11 protein-coding genes are annotated in these 15,243 nt (G+C 61.6%); 7 read left to right on the plus strand and 4 right to left on the minus strand.

All coding sequences use genetic code 11. The features are described from left to right. Positions 1 to 114: 114 nt before the first annotated feature. From ACQKP1_RS12240 to ACQKP1_RS12255, 4 genes are all read left to right on the plus strand, one after another. Positions 115 to 1,365 (plus strand): DUF3419 family protein, encoded by a 1,251-nt coding sequence (locus ACQKP1_RS12240; RefSeq protein WP_427275433.1) that lies wholly within the window; start codon positions 115 to 117, stop codon positions 1,363 to 1,365. Further along, a complete protein-coding gene (locus ACQKP1_RS12245; RefSeq protein WP_427275434.1) occupies positions 1,362 to 2,030 on the plus strand; it encodes a class I SAM-dependent methyltransferase in 669 nt (222 codons plus the stop codon). The genes ACQKP1_RS12240 and ACQKP1_RS12245 overlap by 4 nt, the downstream gene beginning before the upstream one ends. Positions 2,031 to 2,160: 130 nt before the next feature. After that, on the plus strand, positions 2,161 to 2,940 hold the full coding sequence (locus ACQKP1_RS12250; RefSeq protein WP_427275435.1) for a glycoside hydrolase family 25 protein: 780 nt from the start codon (positions 2,161 to 2,163) through the stop codon (positions 2,938 to 2,940). Between the two features lie 98 nt (positions 2,941 to 3,038). Then, positions 3,039 to 4,226 carry a lytic murein transglycosylase gene (locus tag ACQKP1_RS12255; RefSeq protein ID WP_427275436.1) on the plus strand — a complete coding sequence of 396 codons (1,188 nt, stop codon included), beginning with the start codon at positions 3,039 to 3,041 and terminating at the stop codon, positions 4,224 to 4,226. A gap of 508 nt (positions 4,227 to 4,734) precedes the next feature. On the opposite strand, the gene metF is transcribed toward ACQKP1_RS12255, so the two are convergent. The 4 genes from metF to ettA all read right to left on the minus strand — a co-directional run bounded on the left by metF (position 4,735) and on the right by ettA (position 10,997). Next, positions 4,735 to 5,643 carry a methylenetetrahydrofolate reductase [NAD(P)H] gene (gene metF, locus ACQKP1_RS12260; protein WP_203016658.1) on the minus strand — a complete coding sequence of 303 codons (909 nt, stop codon included), beginning with the start codon at positions 5,641 to 5,643 and terminating at the stop codon, positions 4,735 to 4,737. Further along, positions 5,644 to 6,651, minus strand: coding sequence for an ArsR/SmtB family transcription factor (locus tag ACQKP1_RS12265; RefSeq protein ID WP_203016660.1), 1,008 nt, complete (start codon positions 6,649 to 6,651; stop codon positions 5,644 to 5,646). Between the two features lie 168 nt (positions 6,652 to 6,819). Beyond that, positions 6,820 to 9,057 (minus strand): methyl-accepting chemotaxis protein, encoded by a 2,238-nt coding sequence (locus ACQKP1_RS12270; RefSeq protein ID WP_427276446.1) that lies wholly within the window; start codon positions 9,055 to 9,057, stop codon positions 6,820 to 6,822. Between the two features lie 290 nt (positions 9,058 to 9,347). Next, positions 9,348 to 10,997, minus strand: a complete 1,650-nt coding sequence (ettA, locus tag ACQKP1_RS12275; RefSeq protein ID WP_203016662.1) for an energy-dependent translational throttle protein EttA — start codon at positions 10,995 to 10,997, stop codon at positions 9,348 to 9,350. A 248-nt stretch (positions 10,998 to 11,245) separates the two neighbouring features. Here ettA and ACQKP1_RS12280 point away from each other — a divergent pair, with 248 nt between their 5' ends. From ACQKP1_RS12280 to ACQKP1_RS12290, 3 genes are all read left to right on the plus strand, one after another. Further along, positions 11,246 to 12,172 carry a lysophospholipase gene (locus ACQKP1_RS12280; protein ID WP_427275437.1) on the plus strand — a complete coding sequence of 309 codons (927 nt, stop codon included), beginning with the start codon at positions 11,246 to 11,248 and terminating at the stop codon, positions 12,170 to 12,172. Positions 12,173 to 12,332: 160 nt separating this feature from the next. After that, positions 12,333 to 13,532, plus strand: coding sequence for a CaiB/BaiF CoA transferase family protein (locus ACQKP1_RS12285; RefSeq protein ID WP_427275438.1), 1,200 nt, complete (start codon positions 12,333 to 12,335; stop codon positions 13,530 to 13,532). Next, the gene (locus tag ACQKP1_RS12290) at positions 13,529 to 15,181 is read left to right on the plus strand and encodes a thiamine pyrophosphate-binding protein (protein WP_427275439.1); all 1,653 of its coding nucleotides are present in this window, start codon (positions 13,529 to 13,531) and stop codon (positions 15,179 to 15,181) included. The genes ACQKP1_RS12285 and ACQKP1_RS12290 overlap by 4 nt, the downstream gene beginning before the upstream one ends. Positions 15,182 to 15,243: the final 62 nt, after the last annotated feature.

Raw genomic sequence — 15,243 nt, forward strand, 5'->3', positions numbered from 1 at the left:
ACAATTTGTATAAAATGCATTGAAATTCGGTTACCGCCCTTCCGTCAACCACGTCATCAAACTGTAGCACCCGAACGCTACACGCCGTGAAACCCAACAGGACGGCGGATCGACATGACTGAGCTTGCACCCGATGCCGGATTTCGTGGAAACGAGAAGCTGAAGGGTGCATTGCTGCAGCATGCCGCTCTTTCACCTGCGGGCCTGTCTGAAAGACTGTTCGGCCTGCTGTTCTCCGGCCTCGTCTATGCGCAGATCTGGGAAGACCCGGAGGTCGACATGCAGGCCATGGAACTTGCCGAAGGCCATCGCATCGTCACCATCGGTTCCGGCGGCTGCAACATGCTCGCCTATCTCAGCCGCCGCCCGGCCTCGATCGATGTGGTCGACCTGAACCCGAACCATATCGCGCTCAATCGCCTGAAGCTTGCCGCCTTCCGCCACCTGCCAGACCATGCCTCGGTCCGTCGCCTGCTCGGCGAACAGGGCGTCAGCACGAATGTCCGGATGTATGAACGCCACATCGCGCCCAATCTGGACACGGCGACACGGCGCCACTGGGAGGCTCGCGGCGTGACGGGGCGTCGCCGCATCTCCGTCTTCAATGGCAACATCTACCGCACAGGCCTTCTCGGGCGGTTCATCACCATCGGCCACCTGATCGCCCGCAGCCATGGCGTTCGCCTGGAGGAGATCGCCGAAACCCGCTCCTTGCGCGAACAGCGCATGTTCTTCGACAGCCGCATTGCACCCTTGTTCGACAAGCCGCTCATTCGCTGGCTGACCCGCCGCAAGAGTTCGCTCTTCGGCCTCGGCATCCCGCCGCAGCAATATGACGAGCTCGCATCGCTGGCCAGTGACGGGACGATCGCCCCCGTCCTGCGCCATCGCCTGGAAAAGCTCTGCTGCCATTTCCTGCTGCGCGACAACTACTTCGCCTGGCAGGCCTTCCTCCGCCGCTATCCGAAGGCGGAAGAAGGTGTCCTGCCGACCTATCTGCAGGAACAGCACTATCATGCCATCAGGGAGACGACGGATCGCGTGACCGTTCACCACGCCAACTTCACCGAACTCCTGGCGAAGAAGCCCGCCGGCAGCGTCGATCGCTACGTGCTTCTCGATGCACAGGACTGGATGAACGAGCGACAGCTGAACGACCTGTGGACCGAGATCACCCGCACCGCCTCGGAAGGCGCCCGCGTCATCTTCCGCACCGCCGCGGAAGACAGCATCCTGAACGGAAAGCTCGCACCCGACCTTCTCGACCAATGGCATTATCAGGCCGAACGCTCGCATACCCTCAACACGCAGGACCGCTCCGCCATCTATGGTGGCTTCCACATCTATGAGAAGCGGCCCGCATGAGCGAGAGCCCTGCCGCCCTCGCTGCGACCGAAAGCCAGGACCACGCGGACCGCATGGACCGGATGTATCGCCATCAGCGGCATATCTACGATCTGACGCGGAAATACTACCTGCTCGGTCGAGACCGCATGATCGCAGGCCTTGATCTGCAAAATGGCGGCTCACTCCTGGAAATCGGCTGCGGCACGGGGCGCAACCTCGTCCTTGCCCGGCGGCACTTTCCGCATGCAAACCTCTTCGGCCTCGACATCTCGGCCGAAATGCTCGCAACAGCCCATGCAAAGTTCGAGGGCAAGGCATCACGCCCAAGGCTAGAGGTCGCCGATGCCACGACATTTCGCGCCGCCGATTTTGGACAGCCGCATTTTGACCGGGTGATGATCTCCTATGCCCTGTCGATGATTCCTGACTGGCAGGCGGCGATCGACCGGGGCATTGAGGCGCTTGATCCCGAGGGATCCCTGCACATCGTCGATTTCGGCCAGCAGGAGCGCCTGCCCCAGTGGTTTCAAAAGGGTTTGCAGGCCTGGCTCGCCCGCTTCCACGTCACCCCGCGCCCGGACTTGAAAAGCGTTCTCCAAGAGCGGGCGGCGGCAAAGGGCTTGCAGTTGACGTTCGAGCCCCTCTGGCGTGGCTATGCCTGGCACGCCGTCCTCACCCGCTGACGGCCTCGCGCAAGCAAGATTGCATCTAATCCGGAATTGACGATGATGGGCGACGATGGTCGTCTTCCAAACGTGTCGTTGTTGCACCTTGTGGGGCATCTTCCCCTAATGATGAGATCACGGACCCTCGATGCGGTGGCTTCCCCCATTCCTTCTCCCCCTTTGCCTTGCAGTCACGGGCTGTACCTCGGGCTCCTATGACCTCCTGGAGACAGCCTCTCTCTCGCCGCGCTTCCAGGACAACGACCCCCAGCATTTCGACGGCAAGACGCCGCATCGTCACGAAGTGCACGGCATCGACGTCTCCAAGTGGAACGGCGATGTCGATTGGCGCCAGGTGAAGAAGTCGGGCGTGTCCTTCGTCTTCATCAAGGCGACGGAAGGCAAGGACATGCTCGACCCCCGCTTCCACGAATACTGGAAGGGCGCGAGCGATGCCGGGATCCCGCACGCCGCCTACCACTTCTACTATTTCTGCTCGACGGCCGACGAGCAGGCTGACTGGTTCATCAAGAATGTGCCGCGTGATGCCAATCTCCTGCCGCCGGTTCTCGACGTCGAATGGAACCCCACATCTCCGACCTGCCGCCTGCGTCCTGACCCCGCGACGGTACGCAGGGAGATGCAGCGCTTCATGCAGCGCATCGAGGCCCATTTCGGCAAGCGTCCGATCATCTACACCTCCGTCGACTTTCATCGTGACAATCTCGAAGGCGCGTTCAAGGACCATCACTTCTGGGTCAGAGCCGTGGCGCAGCATCCAAGCGTGATCTATCCGGAACGACGCTGGTCCTTCTGGCAATACACGTCGACAGGGGTCATTCCCGGTATCCGCGGCGAAACCGACATCAATGTTTTCGCCGGCACCCAGAAGAACTGGCAGAACTGGGTCGCCACCGTCTCGAAATGATCGCAAACACGGCCTAGAGGCTCTGAGAAACAAACTCATGCCGGTGCAGGCCGCCTCAAGAGTGGCCTACACCGGCACGCAACCCGAAGGACTGATCGATGAACAAAGCCCTGCGTCATGCGCTCCCTGTTGCCCTCATTCTTGCCTCTGCCGGTTTCGCCCAGGCGCAACAGCAATGCGGCGGCGATCTCGCGACCTTCCTCGAAGGCGTTAAGGCGGAAGCCATTGCAGCAGGCACACCGGCCGAAATCGCCGACAAGGCGCTTGCGGGTGCCGCCATCGACCAGAAGGTTCTGTCCCGCGACCGCTCGCAGGGCGTCTTCCGCCAGACCTTCCTGGAATTCTCGAGCCGCACCGGCAGTCAGGCGCGCCTCGACACCGGCCTGCAAAAAATCAGGGAATATTCCAATGTATTCGCGCGCGCCGAACAGGAATATGGCGTACCGGCCGGCGTCATCACCGCCTTCTGGGCCAAGGAGACAGATTTTGGTGCCGTGCAGGGCGACTTCAACACCCGCAATGCCTTGGTCACGCTCGCCCATGACTGCCGCCGTCCAGAACTTTTCCGCCCGCAGCTACTGGCGCTCATCAAGATGGTCGAGCATGGCGATCTCGACCCTGCGACCAACACCGGAGCCTGGGCCGGCGAAATTGGCCAGGTGCAGATGCTCCCCCAAGACATCATCGCCTTCGGCGTGGATGGCGATGGCGACAACCATGTGAACGTCAAGCAGAGCAGCCCTGACGCCCTTCTCACGGCTGCACGCTTCATTCAGCACCTCGGCTTCAAGCGCGGAGAACCCTGGATCCAGGAAGTCAGCATTCCGGAAAACCTGCCCTTCGAGAAGTCCGGCCTTGGAGGCACGATGACGGCAGGAGAGTGGTTTGCGCTCGGCGTTCAGCCCCGCGACGGCGAGACGGCTTTCTCCGCCCTGCCCGCCTCGCTGATTCTGCCGCAGGGTCGCAAGGGACCGGCCTTCATCACCTATCCGAACTTCAACATCTATCTCGAATGGAATCAATCCTTCATCTACACGACCTCGGCAGCCTACTTCGCCACGCGCTTTGGCGGGGCGCCTGCCTACCAGAAGGGCAATCCGGAACCGGGCCTCGACACCGACCAGATGATGGCGCTGCAGACCAAGCTGCAGGGCCTTGGCCATGACGTCGGCAAGATCGACGGCATCCTCGGTGCCGGCACACGCGTCGCGGTGCAGAAGGAGCAGCAGCGAGTGGGCCTACCCGCCGATGGCTGGCCGACACCGGCACTGCTGGCCGCGCTCTGATATCAGCATCTGAGACCGCATGATCGAGCCGGGGCGCCTCCACGCCCCGGCTTTTTTGTTTGCGCGATTGTCGGCCGGAGGAGCAGTGAGCAATTCAGCCCTCGAAATCGATGGGTAAACGCTCACGGAAATTAAACTTCATTAACAGCGCGAGAGCGGAAGCAACCCATTGATTGAAATAGCTTATCGCATGTTATGGATACCTTTTTCACTGCTTATTGACGCAGCGCAGCACAGATTGGCCCTTGCGCCGACACAAATCAGACATAATATCTAACGGTCAACGCAAGGAGGCACACATGGGACTGACCAATTCAATTAATGTCCTGATCGTCGGTGCAGCGTTTGTTTTCATCGCAACGATGCTGTTTATCTGACACGGGTCTAAACAACTGAAACCCATGAGTTGGCCAGGTTAGGCCTCTCTCCAGCAGATACCATTTCAAAACAAGTAAGAGGCGCAGGACACTTAAGTCCTGCGCCTCTTTTTATGCCGTAACGAAAGAGATCAGGCGGCCGCGTTGGAGACCTTGTCGACCTTAGCGGCGATGCCGAGGCGCTCCAGCGTTGCGATGGTCAGTGGCGCCCGGTTCATCGTGTAGATGTGAAACTCCTCGATGCCGCGCCGCGAGAGATCGGCGATCTGCTCTGCCGCAATGTCGGCCGCAACCGCGGCACGCGCTTGAGCATCGCCTTCCGTCCCCTCGAAACGCTCGTCGAGGAATGACGGGGTGCTGGCGCCGCACATCGAGGCGAAGCGCTTTAGCTGCGTCAGGTTCTGGATCGGCATGATGCCCGGCACGATCGGGATGCTGATCCCCGCCGCCCGCACCCGTTCCAGGTAACGCTCGAAGATATCGTTGTCGAAGAAGAATTGCGTCAGAGCGCGCGTTGCCCCGGCATCGACCTTCTGCTTGAGCATATCCAGATCGACATCGTCGTTTTCGCTTTCCGGGTGGCGTTCGGGATAGGCTGAGACGGAAATCTCGAAATCGCCCAGGTCACGCAGACCGGAAACGAGGTCGGCAGCGTTGACGAAGCCGCCCGGATGCGGCGCATAACGGCTGCCCATGCCGCCTTGTGGATCGCCACGCAGCGCCACGAAGTGACGAACGCCGGCTGCTTGGAACTCTTCGACCACCGCACGCACCTCGTCACGCGTTGCCCCCACACAGGTGAGATGGGACGCGGTGGCGAGTGGGGTGTCGGCAATCAACCGCTTGACTGTCGCAAGGGTCGGCTCGCGTGTCGTCCCACCGGCACCATAGGTCACCGAAACGAAATCGGGCTGGTAAGGCTGCAAGGCCTGCACCGTCTGCCAGAGCTGATCCTCCATGTCGGGCGACTTGGGTGGGAAGAACTCGAAGGAGATCCGTACATCGGGGGTCTTGGCGATCGGCCGTTCGGGCTTCGTCATTTATCTGCTCCCGGTCAAGGCAAGGGGTTGTTCAGAAGCGGCATGCGCCACAGCACGTCCGCGCCGGGCAAGCCAGATGGTCACGGTGAGCCCGCGCCCCGCGGCAGTTTCCGGCGGCAGGTCGATGACGTCCTCGACGGCCAATCCCTGGCGGTCCAGCCATTCGGCCATGACAGCATGGGAGAAGCCGAGCCGTACATGGGCGTGCTCGTCTCGGAGATACTCGTGGGCATGAGGTGCCAGATCGATGATGGCGAGCCGACCGCCCGGCTTCAGCATGCGTGCGGCTTCGGCGAGCGCCAGCTCCGGCTCTTCCAGGAAGTGCAAGACCTGATGGATCGTCACGAGATCGTAGTCGCCGGCATCGAGCGGCAGGTTCAGGATGTCGCCGTGACGCACGCTCGCCGACAGGATACCTTCCTTGTCGAGGTTCGAGCGAGCGACCGCCAGCATGTCCCGGCTGGCATCGATGCCGATTGCCCGACGGTAACGCGGCGAAAGCAGTTGCAGGATGCGGCCGGTGCCTGTGCCGAGGTCGAGCATGGATTCGACCGCGTCGGTTCCGACGATCCGCAGCAGTGCCGCTTCCACATCGGCATCGTTGACATGCAGGCGGCGAAGCTCGTCCCATTCGGATGCGTTGCGGCTGAAATAGGCCTGGGCCTTCTCCGCCCTCGCCCGCTTCACGCCAGCCAAGCGATCCCGGTCACGCTGAAGCACCGGATCACTGTCCTCGGCCGCATCCAGCAGCAGCCGGACCAGTGCCGCGCCGGAGCCATCCTGTTTCAATCGAAAATAGGCCCAGGCGCCCTCCTGATAGCGGTCAATCAGGTCGGCTTCCGCGAGCAGTTTGAGATGACGCGAGATTCGCGGCTGCGACTGGCCGAGAATTTCTGTAAGGTCGGTGACCGTGAGATCGCCCGCCGACAGAAGCGTCAGAAGACGCAGGCGGGTTGGCTCGCCCGCCGCCTTCAGCAATTCCACAAGAGTATCGACGCCGAGTCTCATTCACACCACCGCAATAACGACATAAAGATATCTTTATGTCCGTTTTTGACGCGATGCAAGCCTTAATCCGCGACCAATGCCGGCTTGAGGTCGAAATGAAGAACGGCCGCCTCTTCAGGCGGCCGTCAGGGTCTCAGTGAGACAGTCGTTCAGCGATGGGCTGAAGCCTCAGAACTCTTCCCAGCTCTCAGCTGCGAGAGCGGTGTTACCAGACACAGCCGACGTCAAACGACGCGGAGCAGCCTGCTGTGTTGCCGGTACAGCAACGCGTGCTGGCGGCGGCGATGCAGGAGCCGCCGAACGGGTCTGACGCGAAGCCTGGCCAGCCGAGGTGGTGCTGCCCTGTCCCGTCCGGAAACGCTGCAACAGTTCCGCAAGGCTCGCGGCCTCCTGTGCAAGACCCGCGGATGCCGCGTTCATCTCTTCCACCATGGCCGCATTCTTCTGGGTCGCCTGGTCCATGTGGTTGACGGCCTGGTTGACCTCGCCGAGACCGACCGACTGTTCCTGCGCAGCAGAGGCGATGGCGTCCATATGCTCGTTGATCGCCTGCACCAGACCCGCGATCGCCGTCAGGCCGTCACCGGTCTCGTTGACCAGTTTCACGCCTTCGCTGACAGCGACTTCGGAATTGCCAATCAGCGCCTTGATTTCCTTCGCCGCATTCGCCGAGCGTTGTGCGAGCTCGCGAACCTCCTGCGCAACAACCGCAAAGCCCTTGCCCGCTTCACCCGCACGCGCGGCCTCGACGCCGGCATTGAGCGCCAGGAGGTTGGTCTGGAAGGCGATCTCGTCAATCACGCCGATGATCTGGCTGATCTGCTTGGAAGCGTGTTCGATCCGCTCCATGGCGGTCACGGCATTGCCGACCACCACACCGGACTGTTCCGCACGGCTGCGGGTATTGCGCACGATGTCGCGTGCCTCGCCGGTGCGGCGCGACGTGGCCGTCACGTTGGAGGTGATCTCTTCGAGCGCCGCTGCGGTCTCCTCGAGCGAGGCCGCCTGCTGTTCGGTGCGCTTGGCCAGATCGTCGGAGGCATGCGAGATTTCGCCCGAGCCGCCGCTGACGGCATGAGCCGAGCGGCCGACGGACACCAGCACGCCGCGCAGCTGTTGCACCGAGGTGTTGAAGTCGTGACGCAGAGCTTCGAACTGCGGAGCGAATTCTTCCTCGATCTCGCAAAGCAGATCGCCTGATGCCAGCCGCTTGAGCCCTGCAGCCAGCGTGCCCGTTGCCTTGGTCAGGCGTTCTTCGGCATCCGCTTCCGCCCGCGCCTGCATCTCGGCACGCTCGCGCTCGGTGCGAATTCGGCTTTCCGACGCCTCGGCTTCCAGTTCGGCGTTGCGAATGGCAGCCTCGCGGAAAACCTCGACGGACCGGGCCATCGCCCCGATCTCATCGGTGCGCTCGGTGAACGGGATGGACTGCCGCGTATCGCCATTGGCCAGTCCGATCATCGAGCCGCTGACCCGCCCAATGGAGCGGGATAGCGTGCGGGTGACGGAGACGCTGAAGGCCACGACCAGCAGGATAAAGCCGGAAAGAGCGACGATCGCCGAAATCATGCCGAAGCGCGCATCTGCCAGACGCTCATTGATCGAATCCAGGAACGCCGTCGCGTTGTCACGGATGATCGCCGCCGCAAAGTCACGGCGCTTCGCCATGCTGTCGGTGAAGGGCTTTGCATCTCGCGGCCCCGTGTAGTCCTCAAGGCTCTCCATCGCCTGGAGCGTCTCGCTGATCTGCTTGCCCTCTGCCGTATCGAAGAAGGAATAGAAACGGCTGATCACATCCGGCCGTGCAAGCTCACGGAAGGGACCATCAAAAGTCCGCAACTGGCTCTGCAGAGCGCTGAACCGGACAAGCTCGGCTTTGCCGAAAGCGCCGTTCTCGATGTAGAACTGGCCCATGCGATTGAGACCGAGATAGGCTTCGTTCACCTTCATCAGCGCATGATGGGCACGGATGTCGGACGAGAGCGTCAGGTCCTCGGTGAGGCTTGCCGTTCTGAGCGTCAGGTCAAGGCCGGCTGCAGCGACCGGCTGGGCGTAGCGCAGCGGCAGGATCGGGTCCTTGTCGCCGGCATCGATTTTCTGGCGATACTCCGGCATCCGGGCATACATCTTCTCCAGATTGCTCCGAAGCTGCACGGTGATCGGATCGCCATATCCCATGCGATCGAGCTCAGTCATCTGGTTGATCATCGCCTGGTAGATCGCATCCGATTGTTTGCGGATCTCCATGCGGTTGGGCGCCGTCTCCAACGGCATGATCATCATCAGCTCGCCGCCCTGATAGGCGAGCTCCGCGAGCGCTGCGGCGCGCGTGAGCTTCTGATACTCCAGATAGCTGTTATAGCCCGCCGCGCCACCGAGACCGGTGACGGCAAGCAACGGCACCAACGCAATCAGGGTCAGTGCTTTTTGAAATGAAATTCTTCCCAGGATAGACACCTGTCAGTTCCCTCCAGACAGAGAAGGCGGACCTGATGTCGTCTCCTGCCAATTCCCACTGCGCCTGATGCGCAGCCCCTCGCAATTGGTATGACACGCAAACTGTTTACAGTCAGTTTATAGCAATAAGCAGATATATTGACGCAAGTCGTTTCGAGTATCCCAAACGCAATGTGGCTCGCAAACATTGCGAGCCACATTGATCATGCTTCGAAGTTAACCAGATAACCCGTTCGGGTTTAGCGCGTCAGGCGCTTGTAGGCCTGGCTGCCCGGGTTCAGCGCATCGGGGCCGAGACGACGGATCTTGTCCTGTTCGTAGTCTTCGAAGTTGCCTTCGAACCATTCGACATGCCCGTCGCCTTCAAAGGCGAGGATATGGGTCGCCAGACGGTCGAGGAACATGCGATCGTGAGAGATGATGATCGCGCAACCGGCGAAGTTTTCGAGCGCAGTTTCAAGAGCACCGAGCGTTTCCGTATCAAGGTCGTTGGTCGGTTCGTCGAGCAGAAGAACGTTGCCGCCGGCCTTCAGCATCTTGGCCAGGTGAACGCGGTTGCGCTGACCGCCGGAAAGATTGCCGACCTTCTGCTGCTGGTCGCCGCCCTTGAAGTTGAAGGCGCCGCAATAGGCGCGGGAGTTCATGTCGAACTTGCCGAGCTTGATGACTTCGGCGCCGCCGGAGATCTCTTCCCATACCGTCTTGTTGGGATCGAGCGAGTCGCGGCTCTGGTCGACATAACCGAGATGCACGGTGTCACCGATACGGATCGAACCCGCATCCGGCTTTTCCTGACCGGTGATCATCTTGAACAGCGTCGACTTGCCGGCGCCGTTCGGACCGATAATGCCGACGATGCCACCAGGCGGCAGCTTGATCGACAGATCGTTGATCAGCGTACGCCCCTCGAAGCCCTTGGTGATACCGTCGAGCTCGATGACGACATTGCCGAGACGCTCGGAGACCGGAATGATGATCTGCGCATCGCCGGGACGAATGCCTTCGGCGGCATCCACCAACTGCTCATAGGCCTTGATACGGGCCTTGGACTTGGCCTGACGCGCCTTCGGGCTGGATGCGATCCATTCCTGTTCGCGCGAAATCGCCTTCTGGCGACCGGCCTCTTCGCGGTTTTCCTGAAGCATGCGCTTGGCCTTCGCCTGCAGGTAAGCCGAATAGTTGCCTTCGTAGGGAATGCCACGGCCGCGGTCGAGTTCGAGGATCCAGCCGGTGACGTTGTCGAGGAAGTAGCGATCGTGGGTGATCATCATCACGGCGCCCGGATAGTCGCGCAGGTGCTTTTCAAGCCAGGCGATCGTCTCGGCGTCCAAGTGGTTGGTCGGTTCGTCGAGCAAGAGCAGGTCAGGCTGTGAGAGCAGCAGACGGCAAAGCGCGATACGACGGCGCTCACCACCCGAAAGAAGCGTGACGTCTGCGTCCTTCGGCGGGCAGCGCAGCGCTTCCATCGCCATTTCGACCTGCTGTTCGAGGTCCCAGAGGTTCTGGCTGTCGATGATGTCCTGAAGCTTGGAGCCCTCTTCCGCCGTCTCGTCGGAATAGTTCATCATCAGCTCGTTGTAGCGATCGAGCACGGCCTGCTTGTCGGCCACGCCTTCCATGACGTTCTCGAAGGCGTTCTTCGCGGGATCGAGATGCGGTTCCTGCTCGAGATAACCCACGGTCGCACCTTCGGCGAGCCAGGCTTCACCCGTGTACTCCTTGTCCTGACCGGCGATGATGCGCAGCACGGTCGACTTACCCGCACCGTTCGGGCCGAGGATACCGATCTTGGCATCGGGATAGAACGAGAGATGGATGTTCTCGAGAATCTTCTTTGCGCCGTAGGACTTGCTAAGTCCCGACATGTGATAGATGAACTGGCGTGCCATGGGGTCTTGCTCCGGCGGGAATGGGAATTGGCCCGCTATGTAGGCGAATTGCGTCCTTGGGGCAATGCGGCGCACAAAAAACTGCCGAGAAATACAGCAGTTCTCGCAAGCTTCAGATCATTGCGCACTCCCCGCCTCGTCGGCCGGGTTCGTTCTTCGCCGGCTTGTTCGCGCATCCGGGGTCAAGCCATTGACGCTATTGCGCATGGCAGAGAAATGACCTCCTATCGCGCTATCGGGGGAACCAAATGTTTTCAGATCTTGCCTTACACCAATCACCATCAGGCGCGCGACTGGCCTATCACCACCAGCCATCGACGACCGTGCCTCGCGGTATCGTCGTTATCTGCCACGGCCTGGCGGAACATTCGCGGCGCTACGAGGAATTCGCCTCGGCTCTCGCCGCCCAAGGCTACCACGTCTTTGCCCATGATCACCGGGGACACGGCGAGACGACGGCACCGGACGCTCAACTCGGATTGTTCGCGCGCCGCGACGGCGTCGCAAAGGTCATCGCCGACGTCATGGCCATGCGCGAGCTTGCCGTCGAAACCCATCCCGGGCTCCCGGTCATCCTCTTCGGTCACTCCATGGGCGGCCTGATCGCGCTCAACGTCGCGACGGAGCACCCACAAGCCTTTCATGCCCTGACGATCTGGAATTCCAACTTCAATCCCGGCCTTGCCGGACGGGTTGCGCAGGGCGTGCTTTCTCTCGAACAGATGTTGAAGGGCTCGGACGTCCCCTCCCTCATCCTGCCGAAGGCCACCTTTGCCGCCTGGGGCCGCGCCATCAAGGGCCATCGCACCCCCTTCGACTGGCTGTCGCATGACGCCCGCGAGGTCGACGCCTATATCGCCGATCCGCTCTGCGGCTTCGATGCCAGCGTCTCGATGTGGCGCGATATCTTTCGCCTGACTTTCGCAGGCGCCGCCCCCGAACGTCTCGAGCGCCTGCCGCCACGCCTCCCCGTCTATCTGGTCGGCGGCGCTGAGGACCCCGCGACCAACATGGGCCGCGAGATCCGCTGGCTCGGCCAACGCATGCTCGATGTCGGCATGACGGATGTCGAAACCACTGTCTATGACGGCATGCGCCATGAGACGCTGAACGAGATCGGTCGCGAAAAACCGATTGCCGATTTTCTCGCTTGGCTCGCCAATCTCGGCCCCTGATCTGGCCAGATCTTGCCGAAACGGAATGATGCCATGAGAGAATATCAGGTGCGAATGGCAAAATGGGGCGATATAGCTCTGTCGATAGCAGTTCTTGTCATGGCAGGAGATCCAATTTTGTCGGATCGCCTGATCTGACGACGCCGCACAGGATCGCGCAATGACGCCCAAGCCCTCCGCCCCTGCCCCGCTCAACGGCATCCGTGTGATCGAACTCGCCCGTGTACTCGCAGGCCCCTGGGCAGGCCAGATGCTCGCCGATCTCGGCGCCGACGTGATTAAAGTCGAAAACCCCGAAGGTGGCGACGATACCCGCGCCTGGGGGCCTCCCTTCGTCGAAGGCGCCGATGGCGAGAACCTCTCGGCCGCCTATTACCATTCGACCAACCGCAACAAGCGCTCGATCGCGGTCGATCTGAAGACACCCGAAGGTCAGGAAATTGTCCGCCGCCTCTGCGCTTCTGCCGATGTGGTCATCGAAAACTTCAAGCGCGGTGGCCTTGAGAAATACGGCCTCGACTACGCGAGCCTGAAAGCGATCAACCCCAAGCTCGTCTACTGCTCGATCACCGGCTTCGGCCAGAACGGCCCCTATGCAGATTTCGCCGGCTATGACTACATCGTCCAGGGCATGTCCGGCTTCATGTCGATCACGGGCGAAAAGGACGGCGAGCCGATGAAGGCAGGCGTTGCCATCGCGGACATCTTCACCGGCATCTATGCCGTGACCGCGATCCAGGCCGCCCTGATCCACGTCATGAAAACCGGCAAGGGCCAGTTCGTCGACATGGCCCTGCTCGACGTCATGTCGGCGGTGCTCGCCAACCAGAACATGAACTACCTGATCTCCGGAAAGCCCCCAACCCGGCTCGGCAATGCCCATCCGAACATCAGCCCCTATGAAGTCGTGCCGACAGCAGACGGCCATCTGATCCTCGCCGTCGGCAATGACGGCCAATTCAAGCGCCTCTGCACCATCCTCGGCATTCCTGCCATCGCCGATGACGAACGCTTCGCCACCAACAAGGCCCGCGTCGCCAACAAGGTCGAGGTTCGCCGCATCGTCACGGCAGAGACCATGAAGTGGCAGAAGCGCGACCTGCTGTCCGCCTGCGAGGCCAATGCCGTGCCGGCCGGGCCGATCAACTCGATCGAGGAAATGTTCGCCGACCCGCAGGTCCAGGCGCGCGGGTTGAAGATCGACCTCACCGACGGCAAGGGCACCGTGATCCCGAGCGTGCGCACGCCGATCGTGCTCTCCGAGACACCCCTGCGTTACGAGCGCCCGAGCCCGCGCATCGGCGAGCACGGAAACGAAATTCTGGCCGAACTGGCCGAGCTGGAAAGGAAGACGAAATGAAGAGAACCGGCGGAGCCCTGATCGTCGAAGCCTTGAAGGCCAACGGCGTCGAGCGCGTGTCCTGCGTTCCCGGCGAAAGCTATCTGGCCGTGCTCGACGCGCTGAAGGACAGCGGCATCGAGACGCTGGTCTGCCGCCAGGAAGGCGGCGCTGCGATGATGGCCGACACCTGGGGCCGCCTCACCGGCAAGCCCGGCATCTGCATGGTGACCCGTGGTCCGGGCGCCACCAATGCCTCTGCCGGCCTGCATGTCGCAAAGCAGGATTCGATCCCGATGATCCTGTTCATCGGCCAGATCGGCCGTGACATGAAGGAGCGCGAAGCCTTCCAGGAGGTCGAATACCGCCGCGCCTTCACCGAATTCGCCAAATGGGTCGGCGAGATCGACGACGCCCGCCGCATCCCGGAATTCGTTACACGCGCCTTTGCCGTCGCAACTTCTGGTCGCCCCGGCCCGGTCGTGCTGACGCTGCCGGAAGACATGCTGCTTGACGAAGTCGACGCGCCGGAAGCGAAGCCCTACACGCCCGTCGAGGCCCATCCCGGCCCAAGCCAGATCGCCGCCCTCGGCGAAATGTTGAAGACTGCCAAGCGCCCGATGGTTGTTCTCGGCGGCACCCGCTGGAGCGAAACCTCGGTCGCAGGCATCCAGACTTTTGCGGAAAGGTTCAAGCTGCCGGTCGGCTGCTCCTTCCGCCGCCAGATGCTCTTCGATCACCTGCACCCGTCTTATGCCGGCGACGTCGGCATTGGCATCAACCCAGCGCTGGCGAAGGAAGTGAAGGAGGCCGATCTCCTGATCCTGCTCGGCGGCCGCTTCTCGGAAATGCCCTCCTCCTCCTACACGCTGATGGACATCCCCTACCCGGCGCAAAAACTGGTCCACATCCACCCGGACCCGTCCGAACTCGGCCGCGTCTACCGCGCCGACCTCGCCATCTGTGCCGCACCTGAGGAATTCATCTACGCGCTTGTTTCGCTAGAGGCACCAGCCGCCCCTGTATGGGCCGAGCGCACGCAGACGATGCACGCCGCCTATCTCGCCTGGTCGACGCCGCCCAAGGCCGGCCCCGGCGCCGTGCAGATGGGGCCGATCATGGAATGGATCGAAGCAAACACCCCGAAGGACGCAATCTTTACCAATGGCGCCGGCAACTATGCCACCTGGCTGCATCGCTTCCACCGCTTCCAGGCCTTCGACACCCAGGCCGCCCCGACCTCCGGCTCCATGGGCTATGGCCTTCCGGCAGCCGTCGCTGCCAAGCAACTCTTCCCGGAGCGTGAGGTCATCTGCTTTGCCGGAGACGGCTGTTTCATGATGCATGGTCAGGAATTCGCGACCGCCATCCGCTACAACCTGCCGATCATCACGCTTGTGATCAACAACGGCATGTACGGCACGATCCGCATGCATCAGGAGCGCGAATATCCGGGCCGCGTCAGCGCCACAGATCTGACCAACCCCGACTTCGCGGCTCTCGCCAAAGCCTATGGCGGCCACGGCGAAACGGTGGAAAAGACCGAAGACTTCGCCCCCGCCTTCCTGCGCGCCCGCGCTTCCGGCAAGCCCGCGGTCATCGAGATCAAGCTCGACCCGGAGGCGATCACGCCGACAAGGACGCTGACTCAAATTCGCAACAAGGCCTGACAGGCCGTTGAATCAAAACAGAATGGCCGGCTCATCCCCGGCCATTCTCTTGGTTGCGCAGA

The organism is Allorhizobium sp. NPDC080224 (genome assembly GCF_050281005.1).
GTDB lineage: Bacteria > Pseudomonadota > Alphaproteobacteria > Rhizobiales > Rhizobiaceae > Allorhizobium.

What these genes read in the sequence shown, in the direction of transcription:
- ACQKP1_RS12240 (WP_427275433.1), top strand. Translation starts at nt 115, where the DNA reads ATGACTGAGCTTGCACCCGATGCCGGATTTCGTGGAAACGAGAAGCTG.
- ACQKP1_RS12245 (WP_427275434.1), top strand. Translation starts at nt 1,362, where the DNA reads ATGAGCGAGAGCCCTGCCGCCCTCGCTGCGACCGAAAGCCAGGACCAC.
- ACQKP1_RS12250 (WP_427275435.1), top strand. Translation starts at nt 2,161, where the DNA reads ATGCGGTGGCTTCCCCCATTCCTTCTCCCCCTTTGCCTTGCAGTCACG.
- ACQKP1_RS12255 (WP_427275436.1), top strand. Translation starts at nt 3,039, where the DNA reads ATGAACAAAGCCCTGCGTCATGCGCTCCCTGTTGCCCTCATTCTTGCC.
- metF (WP_203016658.1), bottom strand. Translation starts at nt 5,643, where the DNA reads ATGACGAAGCCCGAACGGCCGATCGCCAAGACCCCCGATGTACGGATC.
- ACQKP1_RS12265 (WP_203016660.1), bottom strand. Translation starts at nt 6,651, where the DNA reads ATGAGACTCGGCGTCGATACTCTTGTGGAATTGCTGAAGGCGGCGGGC.
- ettA (WP_203016662.1), bottom strand. Translation starts at nt 10,997, where the DNA reads ATGGCACGCCAGTTCATCTATCACATGTCGGGACTTAGCAAGTCCTAC.
- ACQKP1_RS12280 (WP_427275437.1), top strand. Translation starts at nt 11,246, where the DNA reads ATGTTTTCAGATCTTGCCTTACACCAATCACCATCAGGCGCGCGACTG.
- ACQKP1_RS12285 (WP_427275438.1), top strand. Translation starts at nt 12,333, where the DNA reads ATGACGCCCAAGCCCTCCGCCCCTGCCCCGCTCAACGGCATCCGTGTG.
- ACQKP1_RS12290 (WP_427275439.1), top strand. Translation starts at nt 13,529, where the DNA reads ATGAAGAGAACCGGCGGAGCCCTGATCGTCGAAGCCTTGAAGGCCAAC.